General features: G+C 59.8%; 17 protein-coding genes and 1 pseudogene. 13 read left to right on the plus strand and 5 right to left on the minus strand.

The window, feature by feature from the left end:
* Window positions 1-92 precede the first annotated feature (92 nt).
* Window positions 93-551: pseudogene (locus GV368_RS03925) on the minus strand (L,D-transpeptidase family protein); the annotation flags it as partial.
* Complete coding sequence (gene tadA, locus GV368_RS03930) at window positions 551-1,042, minus strand: tRNA adenosine(34) deaminase TadA (protein WP_221929140.1); 492 nt, start codon at window positions 1,040-1,042, stop codon at window positions 551-553. The gene tadA and the pseudogene GV368_RS03925, both read right to left, overlap by 1 nt.
* A 91-nt stretch (window positions 1,043-1,133) precedes the next feature.
* Between tadA and GV368_RS03935 the strand changes: the two genes are divergently transcribed.
* The 9 genes from GV368_RS03935 to GV368_RS10985 all read left to right on the plus strand — a co-directional run bounded on the left by GV368_RS03935 (window position 1,134) and on the right by GV368_RS10985 (window position 16,567).
* Complete coding sequence (locus GV368_RS03935; protein WP_169115573.1) at window positions 1,134-2,570, plus strand: putative nucleotidyltransferase substrate binding domain-containing protein; 1,437 nt, start codon at window positions 1,134-1,136, stop codon at window positions 2,568-2,570.
* Between the two features lie 198 nt (window positions 2,571-2,768).
* Complete coding sequence (locus tag GV368_RS03940; protein ID WP_169115574.1) at window positions 2,769-6,782, plus strand: LAGLIDADG family homing endonuclease; 4,014 nt, start codon at window positions 2,769-2,771, stop codon at window positions 6,780-6,782.
* 345 nt (window positions 6,783-7,127) lie between these two features.
* Window positions 7,128-10,199, plus strand: a complete 3,072-nt coding sequence (locus GV368_RS03945) for an ATP-binding protein (protein ID WP_169115575.1) — start codon at window positions 7,128-7,130, stop codon at window positions 10,197-10,199.
* 14 nt (window positions 10,200-10,213) lie between these two features.
* The gene (locus GV368_RS03950; protein ID WP_169115576.1) at window positions 10,214-10,924 is read left to right on the plus strand and encodes a hypothetical protein; all 711 of its coding nucleotides are present in this window, start codon (window positions 10,214-10,216) and stop codon (window positions 10,922-10,924) included.
* The gene (locus GV368_RS03955) at window positions 10,921-11,586 is read left to right on the plus strand and encodes a hypothetical protein (protein WP_169115577.1); all 666 of its coding nucleotides are present in this window, start codon (window positions 10,921-10,923) and stop codon (window positions 11,584-11,586) included. The genes GV368_RS03950 and GV368_RS03955 overlap by 4 nt, the downstream gene beginning before the upstream one ends.
* 9 nt (window positions 11,587-11,595) lie before the next feature.
* Window positions 11,596-12,462 (plus strand): hypothetical protein, encoded by an 867-nt coding sequence (locus tag GV368_RS03960; RefSeq protein ID WP_169115578.1) that lies wholly within the window; start codon window positions 11,596-11,598, stop codon window positions 12,460-12,462.
* A 3-nt stretch (window positions 12,463-12,465) separates the two neighbouring features.
* Window positions 12,466-15,312, plus strand: coding sequence for a hypothetical protein (locus GV368_RS03965; protein WP_169115579.1), 2,847 nt, complete (start codon window positions 12,466-12,468; stop codon window positions 15,310-15,312).
* Window positions 15,313-15,324: 12 nt separating this feature from the next.
* Window positions 15,325-16,230: a coiled-coil domain-containing protein gene (locus GV368_RS03970; protein ID WP_169115580.1), complete on the plus strand. Its 906-nt coding sequence runs from the start codon at window positions 15,325-15,327 to the stop codon at window positions 16,228-16,230.
* Window positions 16,231-16,249: 19 nt separating this feature from the next.
* Window positions 16,250-16,567 carry a hypothetical protein gene (locus GV368_RS10985; protein WP_178086734.1) on the plus strand — a complete coding sequence of 106 codons (318 nt, stop codon included), beginning with the start codon at window positions 16,250-16,252 and terminating at the stop codon, window positions 16,565-16,567.
* A gap of 19 nt (window positions 16,568-16,586) precedes the next feature.
* Here the strand turns inward: GV368_RS10985 and GV368_RS03980 are convergent, their stop codons facing one another.
* Window positions 16,587-16,928: a helix-turn-helix domain-containing protein gene (locus GV368_RS03980; RefSeq protein ID WP_169115581.1), complete on the minus strand. Its 342-nt coding sequence runs from the start codon at window positions 16,926-16,928 to the stop codon at window positions 16,587-16,589.
* 4 nt (window positions 16,929-16,932) lie between these two features.
* On the minus strand, window positions 16,933-17,298 hold the full coding sequence (locus GV368_RS03985; protein WP_169115582.1) for a type II toxin-antitoxin system RelE/ParE family toxin: 366 nt from the start codon (window positions 17,296-17,298) through the stop codon (window positions 16,933-16,935).
* A 220-nt stretch (window positions 17,299-17,518) separates the two neighbouring features.
* Between GV368_RS03985 and GV368_RS03990 the strand changes: the two genes are divergently transcribed.
* The 3 genes from GV368_RS03990 to GV368_RS04000 all read left to right on the plus strand — a co-directional run bounded on the left by GV368_RS03990 (window position 17,519) and on the right by GV368_RS04000 (window position 19,022).
* Window positions 17,519-17,752 carry a hypothetical protein gene (locus tag GV368_RS03990; RefSeq protein ID WP_169115583.1) on the plus strand — a complete coding sequence of 78 codons (234 nt, stop codon included), beginning with the start codon at window positions 17,519-17,521 and terminating at the stop codon, window positions 17,750-17,752.
* A gap of 77 nt (window positions 17,753-17,829) precedes the next feature.
* A complete protein-coding gene (locus tag GV368_RS03995) occupies window positions 17,830-18,039 on the plus strand; it encodes an FmdB family zinc ribbon protein (protein WP_169115584.1) in 210 nt (69 codons plus the stop codon).
* A gap of 2 nt (window positions 18,040-18,041) precedes the next feature.
* Entirely contained in the window at window positions 18,042-19,022 is a 981-nt protein-coding gene (locus GV368_RS04000) for a helix-turn-helix transcriptional regulator (protein ID WP_169115585.1), read from the plus strand.
* Window positions 19,023-19,026: 4 nt separating this feature from the next.
* Here the strand turns inward: GV368_RS04000 and GV368_RS04005 are convergent, their stop codons facing one another.
* Window positions 19,027-19,422, minus strand: coding sequence for a hypothetical protein (locus tag GV368_RS04005; protein WP_169115586.1), 396 nt, complete (start codon window positions 19,420-19,422; stop codon window positions 19,027-19,029).
* A 25-nt stretch (window positions 19,423-19,447) separates the two neighbouring features.
* On the opposite strand from GV368_RS04005, the gene GV368_RS04010 reads away from it, so the two are divergent.
* Window positions 19,448-21,217, plus strand: a complete 1,770-nt coding sequence (locus tag GV368_RS04010; RefSeq protein WP_169115587.1) for a hypothetical protein — start codon at window positions 19,448-19,450, stop codon at window positions 21,215-21,217.
* The last annotated feature ends 15 nt before the right edge of the window (window positions 21,218-21,232 follow it).

Below are 21,232 nucleotides of genomic sequence, written 5' to 3' on the forward strand. Positions count from 1 at the left end.
CTCACAGGAAAGGTTTCGACTTTGGTGACCACGGATTCAGGGAGAAGAGACCTTGCGGACACGACCCCTTCCGCTTCCTGTGCCCGCGCCACGATCCACACTTTCGTCCCCACGGGCACCCGCTCGAAGAGCTCGGCCACGTCGGCATTGCGCATGCGGATGCAGCCGTGCGAGCCGGGGACGCCCAGCGGCACCGGATCCGGAGTACCGTGAATGTAGATGTAGCGGCGCATCGTATCGACTTCACCCAAACGGTTGAATCCACGCTCCTCGCCGCACAGCCACAAAATGCGGGTCAAGATCCAGTCCCGGTCGGGATGCGCCGCCGCCAGTTCCGGCGTCCAGATCTCGCCCGTCGGGCGGCGCCCGACGAACACCGCTCCCAAGGGCGCCCCCGCGCCGATTTTCGCGCGAATCCGGTGCCACCCCAGCGGAGTCTGCAGGCTGCCCCGACGCTGGCCCGCGCCGCGCGCCGCCGTCGACACCGGATAGCTCGCCAGCACTACCCCATCATCCACACACCATAGCCGTTGCGCATCGAGCGCCACGATCAGCAACACCCTCGCTCCTTTTTGCGTATAAGGCGCCGTTCGGCGAAGAAGGCCCGCAGCAGCGCCCCGCACGCCTCGGCAGCCACGCCGCCACGCACCGTCGTATGATGATTGAGCCGCCGCTCACGAAACGGATCGATCACGCTCCCCGCCGCCCCCGTCTTCGGGTCGTGCGCGCCAAAAATCACGCCTGCCAGCCGTGCGTGCAGCATCGCCCCGACGCACATCAGACAAGGCTCCAGCGTCACGTAGAGCACGCAGCCCGGCAGCCGATAGTTGTCGAGCCGCTGGGCCGCCTCGCGCAAGGCCACGATCTCGGCGTGCGCCGTCGGATCCCGGCTCGAAATCGGTCGGTTGAAGCCGCGCCCGATCACCTCGCCTTCGCGTACCACCACCGCACCCACCGGCACTTCGCCCGCAGCCCACGCCTTGCCGGCCTCCGCGAGCGCGAGCGCCATGAAGCGCTCGTCGAGCGTATCACCTTCTTGCAACGCACACCACCTCTCGTGCCACCCGGAAGCGGCAAGTCTACCCTAGGGCAGAGTCTTCCCGGATAGAATGACGGCACGGGAGGAGACGATCATGGTCGGCGAAGAAAGCGCGTTGTTTCAACCAGTGGGGCGCTGGTGCTCGGGTACGGTCCACGCCTGCCCGCCCCAGACCACAGTCGACGTTGCCGCACGCAAAATGCAGGCGCTCGGCATCTCCAGCCTGGTCGTGGCCGAAACCCCCGAACGACCCCTCGGCATCCTCACCGACCGAGATCTCCGCAACCGCGTGGTCGCGGAAAACCTCCTACCTTCCACGCTCACCGTGGACCGGATAATGAGCACCCCCTTGGTCACGGTGGGCGAAGCCGAGCCGCTGCACCGCGCCCTCTACCTCATGGCGCGTCATCGCATCCACCGGCTCGGCGTCACCGACGCCGATGGGCACCTCGTCGGCATCCTCAGTCAGACCGACCTGCTGCGCCTGCAACGCCACTCGCCCCACCAACTCGCGCTCGACATCGAACACGCGGAAGATTTCGCTTCCCTCGCCACCCTACAACGCGAACTACAGCGCCTCGTCGAGGTCCTCGCCCGCGCCGGCACCCCCATCCGCGAGCTCGTCGAAGTGATCGCCTATCTCGAAGACGCGATCGCCCGCCGCGTCTTCGAACTCACCCTGCCCGACCCCGCCCTACAGCATCGGCTCGCCTTCCTCGCCCTGGGCAGCCAGGGACGCGGTGAGCAAACGCTCGCCACCGACCAAGACAACGCCTTCGTCCAGGCCGACGACTGCAGCCCCGAAGAACTCGCCGCCATTGCCGCTTTCGGCGAAACGCTCACTCAACGCCTCCTCGACATCGGCATCCCCCCTTGCCCGGGCGGCATCATGACGCGCAACCCGCAATGGCGGCGTACACAACAGGAATGGTGCGCGCTCATCCGGAACTGGCTGAGCGTCCCCACGCCCGCCAACTTGATGAACGCCAGCATGCTCGCCGACCTCAAGCCGCTCGCGGGCAACGCCGCGCTCGCCACCCCGCTGCGTCAGACCTACTATGAACACGTCCGCACCGACCCCATCGCACTCGCACGTATGGCACAAAACTCGATACGCTTCAGGGTACCGTTGGGATGGTTTGGCCGGATCAAAGCCAATGCCCCCGAAGAAGGGGCGATCGACCTGAAAAAAGCCGGCATCTTCGCCATCACCGACGGGGTGCGAATCCTCGCCATCGAATACCAAGCGCTCGAGGGCAACACGTTCAATCGACTCGAGCGGCTCGCTGCGCTCGACGTAATCCCGAGTGCCGAATCGCGTGAACTCGCCGCCGCTTTCGCCTTCCTCTGCCGACTACGACTGCGCGCCCAACTCGATCACCTCGCCGCCGGACACCCCCCACGCAACACCCTTCCCCTCTCTGCGCTCGGACGACTCGAGCGCGCCGAGCTTCGCAGCGCCCTGGAAACGGTCGAACGCCTCCAGAAACTACTCAAAATGCATTACAGGCTCGACCTTCTCCGCAACTGAAAAAACGCGCCGTAAGCGCTTGTCCACAAGGCGATATCCCCCGCATCTGATGCATTTATCATACTAAATGTTGTGTTCGCAAAACCTCTTTGATACTATATTTTTTACAACCAATTGATTTTATTGAATTTTATTTTTTTGCGTTTACACCATTTCTGGGCTATAGTTCGCTCCAACGAAACGCCCAGGAGCCTTCCGATGAGCCAAGAAAAAACCACGACCAAACCCACCATCGACAACCTCCCGCCGCAGGAGATCTCCACGGAGGTCCTCCTGGAAAAATATGCCAAAGGCGATGAACGCACTGTCTCCGACGTGCGCCGGCGCGTCGCCCGGGCGCTCGCCGCGGTGGAAAAGGAAGAAGAACGCCCCGCCTGGGAAAAGAAATTCCTCTGGGCGCAAGAACACGGATTCATCCCCGCCGGGCGCATCAACAGCGCCGCTGGCACCCAGCTGCAGGCCACGCTGATCAACTGCTTCGTCCAGCCGGTGGGCGACTCCGTCACCGAATCGGTCGACGGCTACCCCGGCATCTACACGGCGCTCGCCCAATCGGCCGAAACCATGCGCCGCGGCGGCGGCGTCGGCTACGACTTCTCCCGCATCCGCCCGCACGGCGCGCTCGTGCGCGGCACCCAGTCGAACGCCTCCGGGCCCGTCTCCTACATGCGCGTCTTCGATCGCTCCTGTGAAACAGTGGAATCGGCCGGCGCGCGGCGCGGCGCACAGATGGGCGTGCTGCGCTGCGACCACCCCGACATCGAAACCTTCATCCACGCCAAGGACCAGGGCGATCTGTCGAACTTCAACATCTCCGTGGCGGTCACCGACGCCTTCATGCGCGCGGTCGAAGCCGACGAGATGGTCGAACTCGTGCACAAGGCCGAGCCCGGCCCCGAAATCAAGGCCGCCGGCGCCTACCAGCGCGAAGACAAACTCTGGGTCTATCGCAAGGTACGCGCGCGCGAGCTCTGGGACCAGATCATGCGCTCGACCTACGACCACGCCGAACCAGGCGTGCTCTTCATCGACCGCATCAACCAGGACAACAACCTCTATTACTGCGAAACGATCGAGGCCACCAATCCTTGTGTCACCGCCGATACCTGGGTGATGACGAGCGAAGGCGCGCGCCAGGTGCACGAACTCATCGGCCGCCCCTTCCTCGCCGTAGTCGACGGCAAGACCTATCCCACCGAATCGGCCGGATTCTTCCCCACCGGCATCAAACCCGTGTTCCGTCTGGAGACCGAAGAAGGGCATCAGCTCCGCCTGACCGCCGACCATCCCGTACGCCGCGTCACACGCAAGACGCGCGAGCGCCTGCAGACCGAATGGGTCAAGGCCGGAGAACTCGCCCCGGGCGATCGGATCGTGCTGCACGATCACCGCCGTCTGCCAGGCTGGAAGGGCGAAGGCAGTTTCGACGAAGGGTACCTCCTCGGGCTGCTCGTGGGCGACGGCGTACTCAAAACGGACAAGGCCGTCCTCAGCGTCTGGGATCCCGCGCTGCGGCTCACCGCCAACGGCGAAGCCCTTCCGTCCGTCGGCGCGGCCGGCATCCTGCAAGCCGCCGAGACCGCGGCGCGCGCCTTGCCGCACCGGGCCGATTTTCAAGGCTGGCAACGCCCCATCCTTGGGCGCGGCGAATTCCGCCTCGCCTCCGGCGCCCTGCGCCGTCTCGCCCTCGAACTCGGCATGACTCCCGGCAACAAGTGCCTCACCGCCGCCGTGGAGCGCCGCTCCAGCGACTTCTACCGCGGCCTGCTGCGCGGCCTCTTCGACGCCGACGGCTCGGTGCAAGGCGCGCAAGACAAAGGCGTGAGCATACGGCTGACCCAAACCGACGAAGAACGGCTGCGCACCGTCCAGCGCATGCTGCTGCGCCTGGGCATCGCCTCGCGTCTGTATCGCAACCGCCGCCCGGCCGGCCTGCGGATTCTGCCCGACGGTCGGGGCAGCGAGCGGGCCTACGACACCCAGGCCCTTCACGAACTCATCATCAGCGGTGACAACGTCGCCCGCTTCGCCGAATCCATCGGCTTTGCCGACACGGAAAAAGCCGCACGGCTGCAGTCCCTGCTCGATGCCTATGTGCGCACGCCCAATCGCGAGCGCTTCACCGCCACCGTCCACCGTCTCGTCCCGGAGGGTGAAGAGCCCGTGTTCGACGTCACGGTGGCCGAGGTCCACGCCTTCGATGCGAACGGCCTCTACGTTCATAACTGCGCGGAGCAACCCCTTCCCCCCTACGGTTGCTGCGATCTCGGTTCGATCAACCTGACGCGCTTCGTGCGTGACCCCTTCACCGACGAAGCACGCTTCGATTTCGAGGCCTTCGGCAAAGTGATCGACGTGGCCGTGCGCATGCTCGACAACGTGCTCGACGTCACCCACTGGCCCCTGCCCGAGCAGCAGCGCGAGGCCATGAGCAAACGGCGCATCGGCCTTGGCTTCACCGGTCTGGGCGACGCGCTCATCATGCTCGGCAAGCGCTACGACGCCGAAGAAGCGCGCCTCACCGCCTCCGAGATCTCGCGCTACATGCGCGACCGGGCCTACGCCGCCTCGGTGGAACTCGCCAAGGAACGCGGCCCCTTCCCCCTCTTCAACCCCGACCTCTACCTCACCGGCGGCAACTTCGCCTCGCGCCTGCCCGCCGAACTCAAGGCGCTCATTCGCAAGCACGGCCTGCGCAATTCGCACCTGCTGTCCATCGCGCCTACCGGCACCATCTCGCTCGCCTTCGCCGACAACGCGAGCAACGGCATCGAGCCGCCCTTCTCCTACACCTACACCCGGCGCAAGCGCATGGCCGACGGCACCTTCAAGGAATACAGCGTCGAAGACCACGCCTGGCGCCTCTACAAGCACCTGGGCGGCGACGTGGAACACCTGCCGCCGGCCTTCGTCACCGCGCTCGAGATCTCGGCCAAGGCCCACGCCGCCATGGTCGCGGCGGTCGCCCCCTACATCGACACCTCCATCTCCAAGACCGTCAACGTCGCCGAAGACTACCCCTACGAAGACTTCCAGGACCTCTACACCTTCGCCTGGAAATCCGGCCTCAAGGGGCTAGCCACCTACCGGCCCAACAACGTCGTCGGCGCCATCCTCACGGTCGAGCCCGCCAAGGAGAAGGCACCCGAGACGAGCGAGCTCGAATTCACCGACGCCAACCGGCGCCTGTCCATCCAGAAACTGCCCGCGCCGGTCCTCTCCAGCCTGCGCTGGCCGGGTCGGCCGAAACTGCCCGACGGCAATCCCGCCTGGACTTACATGCTCGAAACCCCGGAAGGCGAATTCGCGCTCTTCGTCGGCCACATCGACCAGAACGGACACGGCGCCTTCCCCTTCGAAGTCTGGGTCAATGGCGCCGACCAGCCCCGCGGCCTCGGCGCGGTCGCCAAGACGCTCTCCATGGACATGCGCGCCAACGACCGCGGCTGGCTGCAGCTCAAACTCGAAGAGCTCGCCAAGGTCGTGGGCGAGAAATCCTTCGACATGCCCTTCCCGCCGCATGGCGAGCCCAAGCGCTTCCCCAGCGTCGTCTCCGCCTTTGGTCAGGTGGTGCGCTACCGCTGCGAGCGGCTCGGCGCCTTCGAGCACCTCGGCGACACCCCCGTGCTCGACAGCCTCTTCAGCCGCCACGAGCCCAAGACCGGCACGGAAGGCACGCTCTCATGGACGGTGGACATCCAGAACCCGACCACGGGCGACGACTTCATCCTGGGCCTGAAAGAGATCACCCTGCCCTCGCCCGACGGTGCCGGCCCCATGACCCGACCCTACGCCATGTGGCTTGCCGGTCACTATCCGCGCTCGCTCGACGGTCTCACCCGGATCCTGTCGCTCGACATGCGCGTCATCGACCCGGCCTGGATCGGCATGAAGCTGCGCAAGCTCCTCAACTACCCCGAGCCCCTGGGCGACTTCATGGCCTTCGTGCCGGGCGATCGCCGCCAGCAGAACTTCCCCAGCACCGTGGCCTACCTCGCCCGCCTCATCATCCACCGCTACGCCATGCTCGGTATCCTGGATGAACGAGGATTCCCCATCCGCGAAATGGGCCTGCTGGAAGCACCGCGCGACGAGCGCGATCCCAAGCTCATGCAAGGCGCGCGCTGCAACGAATGCGGCAACTACGCCGTGATCCGCAAAGACGGCTGCGACTTCTGCACCGCCTGCGGTGCGGTCGGCACCTGCGGCTGACCTCCCCGCCCCTTCACGGAAAGGAAACGAAACGCCCGGTTAGATGCCGGGCGTTTTTCATTTCCACTGCAAGCCACCTCCATCATCGCGCCGCGTCACGCAATGCGTCACATTCCGTCGTGCCCATTCCCTACAATGGGCTCATCGCACGATAAAGCACGACCATGACGCACGAACCGATCTTCCCTACCTCCTCTCCCGCCCCTCGAACCCGGCCCCCATCCCGAAGCCGAAGCGCCGCGCCGCCGGGGCAAAGCGCTCAGGGAAGTAGAAATCACACCCGTCATGCCTGATAATTCTGTTGCCCGATGTTCGAGCCCCCGAACGAATCGAAGGAGTATTGCCTTGAGCGCATCCGTCCCGATCCAATCCGCCTCCATTCCAGACTGGATCAATAAATCCTTTTCGCCACCCGACTTCTCCCTTTTTACCCCGGAGCCTGTCACCGCAGAGCAAACCCGATTCAAGCTCTTCAAAATCAGCGAAATCAGCGCCGGCGAGGCGGTACACCACCGTTTGGCCATGGGCAACGTGCTCGCCAGCCTCAACAAGGCGCACAGCCGGCTGATTTATCTCGTCTCCGGAACCCCCGAAGGCGTCGAGTTCTACCTCGGCGTAGCCACCGAAAAACGGAACAATGACGAACTGCATGAGCTGGCGAAAATGTTGCACAATGCCTTTTGCGGCAACTTCCTCGGGGCAAACCTCGAACCGCTGCGAGAGGGCGACCCACGCCTCGATAGGGTGTGCAGCGAGACAAAGTATCAAGGCATCGCCACCGGCGTCCCCTCGTTCAACGAGGAAAGCGGCCAGATAGAGGAAGATTTTCAGGGAATCGAGCGCCTGGTCAACAGCATGCTCGGCGAAACCTGGCAGTTGGTCATCGTGGCCGAGCCCTCCTCCGAAGAGGAAAACCGTGACACCCTGTATCGCCTCTATGATCTGGCCACGAAGATTTCCCTCTACCAGAAAGATCAGGTGCAACGATCTGAAAATATTTCCATCGGTCATTCGGAATCCGACCAGACGAGCCACTCCACGACCACCGGAGACAACCGCTCCCAGACGCTCGGAAAAAACGAAGGCGCCTCGAACACACTCGGCTCCGGCACTTCCGAGAGCAGCGGTGAATCGCATTCCTCCTCGGGGCGCAGCACGAGCCAATCGCAAACCAAAAATTGGGGCACGAACGAATCGGTAACCACGGGAACGAGCCGCAGTGACACGCAGGGAAGCTCGAAATCGACCACCGCATCGGTCAATCGAACCGAAGGCATCGCGTACACCCGCGAGCGTAGCAACAAGATCGCCGAAGAGCTGCACAAACACGTTGGGGAACAGCTCATTCCCCGTTTCCAGCAGGGTCTCAGCAAAGGCATGTTTCGCACGGCCCTGTACCTTCGGGCGAACCACAAGGCGACTTACGATCGGCTCAAGAGCAGCGTCCTGTCGATTTTCCAGGGAAATCAACCCACGCTCACGCCCCTGCACGTGCAGGAGGTCTCGCCCACGCTGTCCCCGTTGCGCCTGAACGCCTTGCGCATTCCCCCCGACGCGGGTCTGATCAACGAGCTGGCGCAGAGCATTCCCCACGACCCAGCCAGGCGAACCGTATGGCAAGCCACGTGGCTCACGGCGCGCGAACTCACCCTGATCGCCGGTTTGCCGGCGAAAGAACTGCCCGGTCTCAAGGTCCGCAAAAGCGTCGAATTTGCCCTCAACACCCCGGCCGACGGCCTGGGCAACGACGCCGTGATCCAGCTCGGCAACATCGTCCAGCACGGACGGCCGCTCGAATACAAACAAGTCCGCCTGATCAAGGACGACCTCAACAAGCATGTGTTCATCAGCGGCGTCACCGGCGCGGGCAAAACCACCACCTGCATGAAACTCCTGGTCGACTCCGGTCTTCCCTTCCTCGTCATCGAACCCGCCAAGACGGAATACCGCGCCCTGCATGCCCTCTGCCCCGATCTGGAGACCTATGTGCTCGGGCGTGAAGACCTCACGCCCTTTCGCCTCAACCCGTTCGAACTGGTGTCCCCGCAGGAAAACCTGGCCGGCCACATCGACCTCCTCAAGGCGACGCTCACCGCCGTCTTTCCGATGGAAGCCTCGATGCCCTACATCGTTGCCGAGGCCATCATCAACGCCTACAAAAACAAAGGCTGGGACATTCACAGCGGAGAAAACTTCTTCTACGATGATCCCTGGGCATCCGATGCCCAAGCGTGGCCTACCTTTGCCGAAATGATCGCCGAACTCGACGGGGTGATCCGATCGGCCGGCATGGGCAAGGAATTCGAAGAAAAATACCGCGGCTCCCTCGTATCCCGCCTCAAGGATCTCACCGTGGGCACCAAAGGGCGCATGATCAACACCCGCCGTTCGCTCGACTTCAACCAGTTGCTCGACAAACACGTCGTGATCGAGCTCGACGAAATCAAGGACGAGCAGGACAAAGCGCTTTTCATGGCCCTCATCCTCCAGCGCCTTGCGGAAACCGTCAAGCACCGCCACGCGCGCGATAAAAACTTCCGCCACCTCACCCTCGTCGAAGAAGCGCACCGGCTCCTTGCACGCCCCGAACCGGGCGAATCCGACGCCAAGAAACAAGGTGTGGAAACCTTCGCCAACCTCCTGGCCGAAGTGCGCAAATACAACGAAGGGCTCATCATCGCCGACCAGATTCCCAACAAACTCGTTCCCGACGTCATCAAAAACACCCACACCAAGATCGTGCATCGCCTCTTTGCCGCGGATGATCGCAACACCATCGGCGATGCCATGGGCCTTTCCGACGAACAAAAGGACTTCCTGCCGCTCCTGCAGCCGGGCGAAGCCGTGGTCTATTGCGGCGGCTGGCATGCGGCGGTGCGCGTCAAGGTGAACGCCAATACCGACACCTCGCGCGACGAAATCGGCGAAGACTCCATTCGTGCCAAAGGACGCAAACTCTTGTGGGAACAGCGCGCGAGGCTCTATCCCCGGCTTTCCGCCCATCCTGCCGCGAACGCCATCGACCGGCTCAACCTGCTGACCGAAAAAGGAATCCCCCTCCTCAATGCGATGCTGTCCGCCTTTTACTCCCAACGGACGGCAGATCCGGACCAGAAAAAGGTGGAAGAAGAAAAACGGCACAAGATCCAGCATCATTTTGCCGCGCGCTTTGCCGACCTGAAGGCACGAACCGGGCTCGGCGATTCTGAACTTGCGAGCGCACTCACGGCGCTTTTCTTCGATGTCTCCGGCTATACCAAAAGCCAAGCCACGATGCGCCTCATGGAGAAAATCCTTGCCGAAGCGATCACTGCACTCAGGCAGGACCTGGAAGCTTTCCACGGCATCGTGACCTCACCGGAAGGCAGGGCAATCTTCGAAGGGGAAATCGCAAGGAACGTCATCCTCTCCCTCTGAAAGGAGCAATGAACATGGGGTTTTTCAGTTTCATCGGCGGCGCCCTCAGTAGCGCGGCAAGCTGGATTGGCAATGCCTTGGGCAGCACCGCCAGCTGGGTCGGCAACGCCCTCAGTCGCGGTCTCGAAGCCTGCATCAATATCGGCGGCAGCATTCTTTCAAGAATTACCCGCTTTGCCGGCGATCTGGCGCGTGCCTTGGGACTCTTCAAACCTTACGACCCGGATGCGGAGCAATTTGGCGAGCGTGCCCTGCAAGCCCACGAAGCCGGGATCGTGCCGGAGAATTTTCCCGACTTCGAATCCTATGTCGAGCACCTGCGCCACTTCGAAATCGATCCGGAAAAATCCAAGGAATTGTCGTTCGAGCAAAAAGCCGCCAAGGGGCTGGAAATCGCCGGTCGCCTGATGGAAGAAAAGCTCGGTCTGCGCGAGGGCAGCATGGCGGAAATCTTTGCCCTGCACGCCGCCAACCCCGAGTATTTCAATGTCACCCGCCTGCGCCAGCTGCTCGACGGCGGGCTGGACATCGACGCCATCGCCGCCTACTTCGAAAAACGCATTGGCGGAGCGGAAGCACTGGAAATCGAGGATGCCCTGGTCGATCTCGAACACGCGACCCAGCCGGAGAAAAACCCCGACGAGGTGCGCCAAGAGCTCTGGCGCACGGTGGACACCACCGCGCAGAACCTGGAAAACCTGATCCGCAAAGGAGCAACGCAATGATCCCCGCAGTGATTCCTGTCCTCACCAGCACTTTGGCAGCGCTCGCCAATACCCTTGCCATCCTGGGTCCAATGGCCGGAAACCTGGTCGCGATTCTTCCCAGGCTCCTGCCCTACCTCGAAAAGGGGATAACGATTCTGAACACCGTCGTTACCGTCTTCGAACAGGTGGGTCGGGCGCTCGGCATTTTCAGGCCCGACGAGCACCTCGACGAACTGGGCGAGCGGGCCCTGCAAGCCGCCGAAAAAGGGATCACTCAAGATCGCTTTGCCGACTTCGCCGACTATCTCGACGCCCTTCGCCGCTTCGAGATCGACCCCCGCATCGAGCGCGATCCGCTCAGTCGTGCGCTCGCCGGCCTGGCCATCGCCAGCCACGGCATTCTCGACAAACTCGGTCTGCGGGAAAAGGAAGGCGAACTCGTTCTGCTCGTCACCCGCGCGATCGAATACTTCACGCCGGAAAAGCTCCTGCAACTGTCGCGCAGCGGGGAATTGCTCGCCGGCGCCATCGCCTATTTCACCGGCCGGCTCGGTGGGGTGGAGGCCCTGGAAATCGAAGACCGTCTCTTGGCCCTCGACCAGGAACTTCACCCCGACCAAAGCAAAACCGCTTTGCGGGAGGCGCTTTATACTCTGCAAGATAGATTGCGAACGGAGTAAAAATAGATCATGGATCGAACATCCGCCCTTGTCCCCACCATTGTCCTGCTGCTGCATCGCAAACAGGCCGCCTGGGTCCTCCATGACCCCGATCAGGGATGGGAACCCCGCGAGTTATGGGGCGAACCGGTATTCGACTTGTCGAGCGCCGCAGACCTCACGGCCGTGCTCAGGGAAATCGACGACAAAGTGGGCACAACCAACCACCTTGCCTCCTTTGCCGTGCAGGTGCTCAGCGACGAGGAATCGGCCCCACTGCTGGAACAGCTATCGCCCACCCTCACCAGGCTCCAGGTGAGCAACTGGCAGGTCCTGTGGCTCGAACCGCTGCTCGCCCAGGCCGAACGCCATCGCCCCTCCCCCTGCCATACCCTCCGGGACATTCTGCCCGACTCCGGAAAAGCCCGCGTATGGCGCGACGAAGTGCTGCTGCCGCTCATCGCCGAACGGCTGTGGGGCGAACCGGCGTGGCCGCCTGCGCCCGTAACGCCCCCCAACCCCGACGACAGCGCGCTGCAACGGCGAGTGCGCGAGCTGGAGCAGCGCTGCGCCTCGCTCGAAGCGCAGCGTGGCAGCGGCCCCTTGCCCGAAGGCGAGGCGCTGTTGAGCTTCTTGCCCGCGCTCTACCCGCACGTGTTTTCGACCCTGAGCGGCGCGGACCTCGCGCTCCTCATCGGGCGCGTCGAGCCCTTCGAGATCCCCTCGCCGTACGCGGAACCCTCGACGGAAGTGGTGCGCAAAAAACAGCGCGAATTCCTCGCCCTTCCGCGCGAAGTGCAACGCGCCCTCGTGCAGCTGGTAAGAAGCGTCGCCCCCCAACTCAAACCCCGCCCTGAAATCGCCCACCACATCGAACGCCTATTGAGCGAGGAATGACTGATGACGCCCCTCACCCTGCAAGACCTCACCCCCGAGAGCATCCTGAACACCTTGGCCGACATCGAGACCGAGTTCACCTACGTGATCACCCAGCATCGGTACTGGGAAATCCTGCCGGCTCCCGACCAGCCCCCTGTCGCCGTCTATGACACGGAAAAACACGTGCGCTATGGCGTACAGCCAAGCAAACTGGAATCCCTGTACAAAGAGAACCCCTTTCTCATACTCAAGTCGTGGCAGGGAACAGTACTGGGGACGCTGGAAACCGCCACGGGACTTCTGTGGAGCAATCAGGTAGTCACCTTGGAACTTTCGCGAGATAAAGCCCTTGAGGCACTCGAAAGCGCCACCCACGCCGGTTGTCGAAACTGGCGGTTGCCGACTTACGAGGAGTTCGAAGCGTTTAACACCCGCGAGGGTAATCCCAACCGGACGGAAAATAGGTTACTTCGAACCGCGGATGGGTCAGAGAGTTACTTTTGGCTTTCAGACCCATGGCGCGTAGACGTCAATGGAGAATGGAGGGAAATTGATTTATCTGAATCCGGCTATATTTTTGCCGTCCATGAGGTTTGTAAAGAAGCGCTCGAGCGCAGCGGCTTCTCCGGTCTTGCTCTGCTGCTCATTGAAAAGCAATGGCAGCTCGCCACACCCGACGGTAAGGCATCGTTCCTCACACCACAGCAACAAGAATCGGGCGTGGCTTGGCGCAGCCTCACTCTGCTACAACTCATGCACCTGCTTGCCGAACGCGGCGAATCATTGCGTGTTGACGGGCGCGTTTTTTCCTTTGCGCCTCATCCGGCCTTTGCGCTCCTTTCCGAGATCGATTACCGCCCCAGCCGACTTCCCAAGCTCGAAAAGAAAGATCTGACCGACCCCGAGCGCGGTTTGTGGGAACTCCACGGCGCGCCGCCGGACAAATTACGCCGCTGGCAACTGGTCGCCCGCAACCCGGCACGCGATCTCAAATCCTACCCCGTGGCGATCGACTTCGGCACAGCCAGTACCGTGGTGGCGGTGCAGACCGACACGCAAAACGCACTATTGCGCATCGGCGCACGCGATTACTACGCACCGATCGAGCCGCAGCACTTTGAAAACCCCACCGTGGTCGAATGCCTCGACTTCCCGACTTTCAGGGAAACATGGACGCGCACGGCCTATCGTCCGGCACACGACTGGGACTGGATGCGCGTCGGCCACGAAGCGCTCGCGGCGTGGCGCGACAATCCGGGCGAAACCAAAGTGCTCACTAGCATCCTGCCCAAGCTCAAGCAATGGGCGCTGCGCGGCCCCAGCGCGCCGCGCCTGCGCCTCACCGACCGGTTGCACGGGACGGAAGTCGAGATTCCGCCACTCACCGATCGCCGGCCGGTGCGCGGCGAGCCGCTGCAGGTATCGCCCGACGACCCGTTCGACCCCATCGAGTTCTACGCCTGGCAGCTCGGCATGGCGATCAACTGGCGCGGACGCGGGCTGTTTCTCGAATATTTGCTCACCTTTCCCATCAAGTACGAACGCGCGCAGAAAGAAAAAATCCTCGCCAGTTTCGCGCGCGGGCTGCAGCGCAGTCTGCCGCAGACGCTCATCGACCAGGGCAAAGCGCTCGTCGACTTCCAAGTCAAGGAAATCGCCAGCGAACCGGCGGCCTATGCGGCCGCGGCCTTGCCGCATTTGGGTCTTGCGGCCACCGAGGCAGGGCTCGCCTACGCGGTGTTCGACTTTGGCGGCGGCACGGCCGACTTCGATTACGGCCTGTGGCGTCTTGCCACGCCCGAAGAAGTAGACAAAGGCTACGAGGAAGTATTCGAACACATCGCCTCGGCGGGCGACGCGTTTCTCGGTGGAGAGAACCTGCTCGAGCACCTCGCCTACCAAGTCTTCTGTGCCAACCTCGATCAGCTTCGCGCCAAGCGCATCCACTTCACCCGCCCGCTCGACGCCCAGCCTTTCCCCGGCGATGAAAGCCTGGTGCAGCCCACGCAGGCAGCGCAGACCAACACTGTGTTGGTGGCTAGCCGCTTGCGAAATTTCTGGGAAGGAAAGGACGCCGGGTTCAATGAGCCTCAACTCAAAATTCAGCTTCTCGACGCAAACAACCAAAAGCAAGAAGTGGCGCTGAGGCTCGACGCCGATGCGCTCGACGCCTACCTGCGCACGCGCATTCGTACCGGCGTGCTGGTTTTTCTGCACGAACTCGCACGTGCCTTCCGCACGCTGGAGGTGCCGGAAGTTCATATTTTGCTCGCCGGCAACGCCAGCCACTCGCGCCACGTGCGCGCACTGTTCACAACCGACAGCGAAGACTGGAAAGCGCTTATCACCGAAACTTGGCCCGATAAGGTGCCGTTTTCACTCGTTGTCCATGCGCCGTTGCCGATGGACAAAGAACATGTCTACGCACCTACGGCCAAGACCGGCGTAGCGCTGGGGCTGTTGCGCCTTGCACCCGGCAATGGGGTGCTCCTCATCGATCACGTGCGTGCCCAGCACGACGAGGCGCCTTTTCGCTATTTCGTCGGGCGCCTGCGCCGGGGTGTATTTCAGCCCGTTCTCACACCGGAAAGCCCCTACGGTCAATGGCACGAACTGGGTGCGGTGGCCGACGGGGTCTTCAACCTGCGCTATACGCAAAGCCTGCGCGCCCGCGGCGAGATGCGTGAAGGCGACGGAGAACTCAACCTCTACCGCTATCACCTGCCCGAAGCCGAGCCCGGCCAGCGTTTGTGGGCGCGGCCGGTCGCACCTGGTGTCATTGAGCTCGCCCTCGGGATGGGTGGAGATGCGCCGAGCGACCAAGCGCCGCACATTCGGCTCGACCTCGAGGCTTTGAAATCACGCTGAGGCTGCCGACTGATGGAACCTGACAAAAAACCGCAAAATCGGCTGGATGATCTTCGGAAAGAATGGGAAGAAATGCCCGGAAACTGTAAATGGATTCCATGGCTGACGGCAGGCGATTTGCGCCTGCTGCTCGAACATTATGAGCCGCTGCGCGAACTTATCCGCAACATCGCCACGAATCAGGAGGGGCGTAACGAGCGCCGCGGGGCGATAGAAAGCGGTTCGGCCATCATCGCCATGAATCAGAACGCAGCGGTGGAGGAGCAGCGTGCGAAAGAGAATTGGGAAGCGCTGCAGCGCCAAATGACAGCGTTGACCGAAGAAAACGCTACGCTCAGATCGCGCATCGAACAAAACGAACGAGACCTGAGCGACAAGAATGCGCAGATCTCGGCTTGCCAAGAGAAACTCTCGAGCTATGAAAGCGAGAATCGCAGGCTCGAGGAAGCGCTGAAGAAAAGGGACCAACAACTCGAAAGGCTGCAGAAGGAAAGCAAACCCGCCGAACTCGCCGCATTGAGAAATTGGCTTTCCCGAAATCCTGATGCCGCCCGCCGCCTGGGGCTGCAAGGACTGGGCGACGCATGGGCCGACCTCGCCCGTGCCGTCGCCGTGCTTGCTCAGTGGGGAAGCATCGAGTGCCTGCACGAGATTTTGACCGAAACAGCCAAAAAACACGGCATCACCGACGAAGAAGGCATCGAAATTCTGCACATGGCACTCACTTGGTACAACTACAATTGGCAAAAGAGCCCTTTTCGGTTGGAACGCCCCAGCCCCGACGCAGCCTTCGATTACAATTGCCAGCAGCGCATCCTTGCCACACCCACTGGCGAGACGATCACCCGAGTGCTCGTCCCCGCCATTGTCGACAGCAACGGCAAGGTAATCTGCAAGGCAGTCGTGGAGACGCGATGATCTTTGCCCACTACCCCTCGTGGCCGGAATCCGCCTGTTCCTTGGCAAGATACCCGACGGTTGCCCGGCAATCTATCCGTCAACACATCGTTTGCATCAGACAGAATCGAAGTATGATTGCGCGGTTTTTTTTATGAAAATCGTACGCATGAGGATTGACCCCGAAATTCCCGAATCGCTGAATACAGGGCGCATCGATCCCGAACGGGTGGATGCTACGACGGAGGCCGACATTGCCCGACAGGCCGCTGCCGATGAAGCCGAGGCAATGCAAGACGTCGCCCGTTTCGTCCGTGGCCCTCTGGCACTGAGCCCGGTGGCCAGGCTGAAGGAATGATTCCGTCACGCTCTTCCGGCTAAACGGTGGCCTCTTCGTCGTTGCTGGCCTTGTCCGTCGTCCCCTTTCCCAAGTGTTCGATCACGACGGGAGGTCGGTTGGGAAACTTGGCAACCAGCTCGAGTGTACCCCCCATGCTTTCGATGTAGTGGCGCAAGGTCGACAGCAGCATGTCGCTGCGCCTCTCCAGCCGAGAGATCGTGTCCTGACGTACCCCGAGGGTGGCCGCGAGCTCTTCCTGGGTCTTTTGCAAGGCCAAGCGCAGGTCCTTGAGCGTGGCCAGTTCCTGGGCTCGTGTTTCGATTCGCTGCCGGCGATCTTCCGGCAGAGTGGCCATGATGTCATCCAGTGTCCTTGGCATGAAATCACTCCTTCGTCCTGTCGGCGAGTTCGTCGAGGTGTTCGTCATAGCGCTCATCGGCGATCCGGATCAGTCGTTTGTAGAACCGGCGTTGGTCTGCGCCGCTTTTGTTGCCTGCCACGAGCACGATGGCCTGGCGCAGGGGATCGAAGGCGAAGGCGACGCGCCAGAGCTGCCCTTTCCAGGAGAACCTCAGTTCCTTCATGTTGGGGTGACGAGACCCCTTGAGGGTGTCGACCGTCGGTCGCCCCAGGTTCGGCCCAAACTCGGCCAACAACTTGGCGTGCGCCAAGAGCTCGTCCTGCAGTCCATCACTCAGGGTGCTGAATTCCTCGTCGAAGGCATCGTGAAAGAGGACCGTCCAGGTCATATCATGCACTTGCCGAAGTCATCTTGCAATTATGGCCTAAAAATCATATGGAGCAAAGACCATTTTTGGTGGGTTGCCAGATGTCAGATCCCTGCCGATTCCTTTTTTATGAAACCTTGGCAGTGAGGCCAGACTTGCCTCGGTGTGTTACTTGCTCGATGCGTCACATCCCGTCGCCTCCATTCCCTACAATGGACTCACCTCACGACGGAGCACGACCATGACGCACGAACCGATTTTCCCTGCTTTTTCTTCCACCCTCCCGGCAGACACCCTCACCCGCGCCGCTCTGGCAGGCGCCGGCATCGGCGCATTGCTCGGCGCGGCGGGCTGTGGCAGCGGCGGCCTGATGGGTCGCCTCCTGCAAGGCGCCGCGCAAGGGGCCCTCGTCGGCGCGGCGATCGCGGCCATGGGTACGCTCACCACCGGCCCGCGCGAATCCTGTGGCGACTGAAACGCGGAACGCTCGTTCGCCCCTTGCCGCCGGTATATCGAACCGATACCATGTCCACATAAAAAAAGGAGGAGACCATGCCGGTCCCGCCCCGCCCTTACTCCGTCCGCTGCCTGGAGTGCGGCTGGAAGAAGACTTACGCGCCCACGAGCGACGTCCTGCGTCCCGAGGATCTGCCTCCGACCCTTTGCCCCTTGTGCCGCAGCCCCAAGCTGCAGAGCGAGTCCAAAAGCGATCTCGTCGACAGCATCAGGCAAACCCTCAAGCGCATCCTGGGAGACGGTTGACGATGAGCGCCCCTCGCGCCCCTGCGCTGGACAATGCCCTGCTGCTGCTCGACATCCTGCGCTGCATCCCGCGCAAGCGCTACATCAGCAGCACCCGCATCCACCAGATCCTCGTCGCCCAGGGGCGCGAGGTGAGCCTGCGCACCGTGCAGCGCCACCTCGACACGCTCTCGGCCAGCTTTCCGCTCGAGGTCGACACCCGCTCCCGCCCCTATGGCTACCGCTGGCAGGCCCAGGCCGCCGGGCTCAACCTGCCCCTGCTCACCCCTAGCGAAGCGCTGCTCCTGCAACTCGCCCGGGCCGACCTCGCCGCCCTCTTGCCCACCCGCATCCTCACCGCGCTCGAACCGCTGTGGTCGAGCGCCGCCCTCGAGCTCGGCACCCGCCCCGAAGCCGAAGCGCAGCGCCGCTGGCTGCACAAAGTCACCCGCATTCCCGACAACCAACCCCTGCTGGCGCCCAAAATCGACCCCGACGTGCTCGAGGAAGTCAGCGAAGCCCTCTACGCCGAAGAAACCCTCGCGCTCACCTACCGCAACGCCCGCGACGAAGCGCGCGAGGCGATCGTTTGGCCGCTCGCGCTGGTGCAGCAAAGCGTACGCCTCTACCTCGTCGCCCGCTTCGAGGGCTACGACAACCAGCGCATCCTCGCCCTGAGCCGCATCCAAAAAGCCCACCGCACCGGCGAGCGTTTTCCCTATCCCTCCGACTTCCGTCTGTCCGACTACGTCGCCCAAGGACATTTCGGCATCCATCGCGGCCGCCGCGTGCGCGTGCGTTTCGTCATCGACCCGGCAGTAGGCCGCCACCTCGTCGAAAGCCCGCTCGCCGAAGATCAAACCGTCGAGCCCACCACCAACGGACTTGCGATCACCGCCACCGTAGTCGAAACCGAACTCCTGCACCGCTGGCTGCGCGGCTGGGGCGAAGCGGTCAAGGACGTCGAGATTACGCCCGTGGCAAGTCAAGATTCAGCGTGCTAAAAAATCAGTGATGGAGATCGTCATGCAATGCCCGAAATGCAAATCGGACCGCATCGAAAAAAGAAACATCGCCAAGCGAGTTGGCACGGCTATTGGCCTCGCAGCCGGGGCTGCGGGCGGCGGCGCAACGATAGGTACCGGCGCCACGGTCGGCGCTCAAATCGGTGCAAGGGCCGGCTTGGTCGCAGGGCCAGCCGGCGCACTGGCGGGTGGCGCCGCTGGTGCCCTCATCGGCGCCCTCGCAGGAGCGGTAATCGGAGCAGAAGTTGGCAAAAAAGTCGGTGAAGAAATCGACGAACACATCCTCGACTGTCAGGTCCCGGACGATTGCATCGATCCGCGATCGTCGTGCATTATTCCTGGGTCGTGAGACGATGCGTGAGTTGATCGAATCGCTCAATTTGATTTATTCGAAGGAGAAAAAAATGATTGACGCAATCAAAGAAAAAATAGAAGACATTAAAAAAGGTGATCTATATGCACTTTTATCAATATGCACTCGCGAAGATCTAGATCCATTGGTAGAATTAATAAAAGACAAATTAACAAATTCTTTAGAACAAAATGATGATTATAAAAAACACTATCCAGATCACACAAAATACTACAAAATAATTGGTGACGAAATTAGATTGTTTGGGGGAAACACATTAAAAAACCTGTTTAGAGGAGAAGGGCCATCATATGACGAGATTGTAATTGACGTTTGTAAAAAACTTGATGTTCCGTATGAAAAAGGCAAAACAGTTGACAATGAAAATAACATTTTAACCTTGTTTTTTGAAAAACAATGGAATTTGCTTGACGATAATGAAAAAAAGAAGATAATTTCTGAGGCAAAGAAAAAGGCGTCGATCGGATCAGTAAAGAGTTTTATAAATCAAACCTTGATAACAAGGTTTGTATTTGGACCCCCAGGATGGAGTATGGCTTTATTTAGTTTTTCCGATCCTGCGTTTTCTGTAACTGTGCCTTCTGTTATTCATATTGCCGGCCTTAGAAAGAAATACATGGATTACGCAGAAAAAAATAAAAATCAGGAGATTGATGATAAATATTTATCTGTTCCTCAATATAGAATCCAATCAAATGAAGAATTTATCTTATCAGATTCAACTGAATCGCCTCCAGTACTATCCATGCGGCTAATTCATGAGCCCCACAATGCCAATTGGATTAATGTAGGCAAGGAAGAAAATATTAGTCGCATTAATATGTTAATTCAACAAATACCCGGCCTTGTAACGAAAGGGGAAATTTCGGCAACCAAATACATGGAGGTTGTGATTGATGGACCGCTACTTAAGGCAAAAGGGGTTGATGGATACAGATTAATGACCAAAAAAGATGGATTATTCAATAGTCATGGAATACTTTTAGAGCCTAATAAACTATCCAGCATAGTAAATGCGACTGTATTATTTTCTTTTATATCAATGGCAGTTGCACAAAAACACTTGGCTGATATCGATAAAAAACTTTCAACGATATCAAAAAATATAGAAAAAATAATTGAATTTCAACAAAATGAACGCATTTCTTCTATTAAAAGCTCTATTGACTATTTCAACCAAGTAGCCCGAACGGTGATTCATGGAAAATCACGTGAAAATATTCGCAACCAAATAGAATCATACGAGTCAATTTTGCTTGATAAGCAAAACCATATTGTAACAGATATAGAAAATGAAATTAATAAGATCGAAAATATAAAGACAAAAAATATTTTTGGGTTAAATGATATAATTGAATCCATTAAAGATCATCAAAAAAATTTGGAATACTTATACCGTCAGTTATTTCTTTGTATTCGTGCAAGACTCTACGGATGGAAGCTTCTTTTGTTTTATCCAAACGAGGAGAATTTTTTAAAAGATGACAGAATGCTGTCATTGGAAAATGATATTAATGATTTTTTTGGAGAAGATGGTAGTCTTATACCAAAGATAAAGAAATTAATGGATGAGAAGATAAGATCTTTGTCTGTTTTGATTGCAGATAATAAATCAGTCAATAAACATAAATTGGATTTTTTAAAGTGGAACTATGAGACAATTAAAAATATAACTCAAGAAAAGGAAGGGCTTATCGAATTCTTGAAAACGACACAAACCATCATTGATGTTCAATCAAAACCAATGAATATCTTGGTGAAGCTCAAAAATGGGGAAATAGAAGCTATCTGTCCTGTATAAAACTAACTGCAAGGG

It is taken from the genome of Tepidiphilus baoligensis (assembly GCF_012911495.1).
Classification (GTDB): domain Bacteria; phylum Pseudomonadota; class Gammaproteobacteria; order Burkholderiales; family Rhodocyclaceae; genus Tepidiphilus; species Tepidiphilus olei.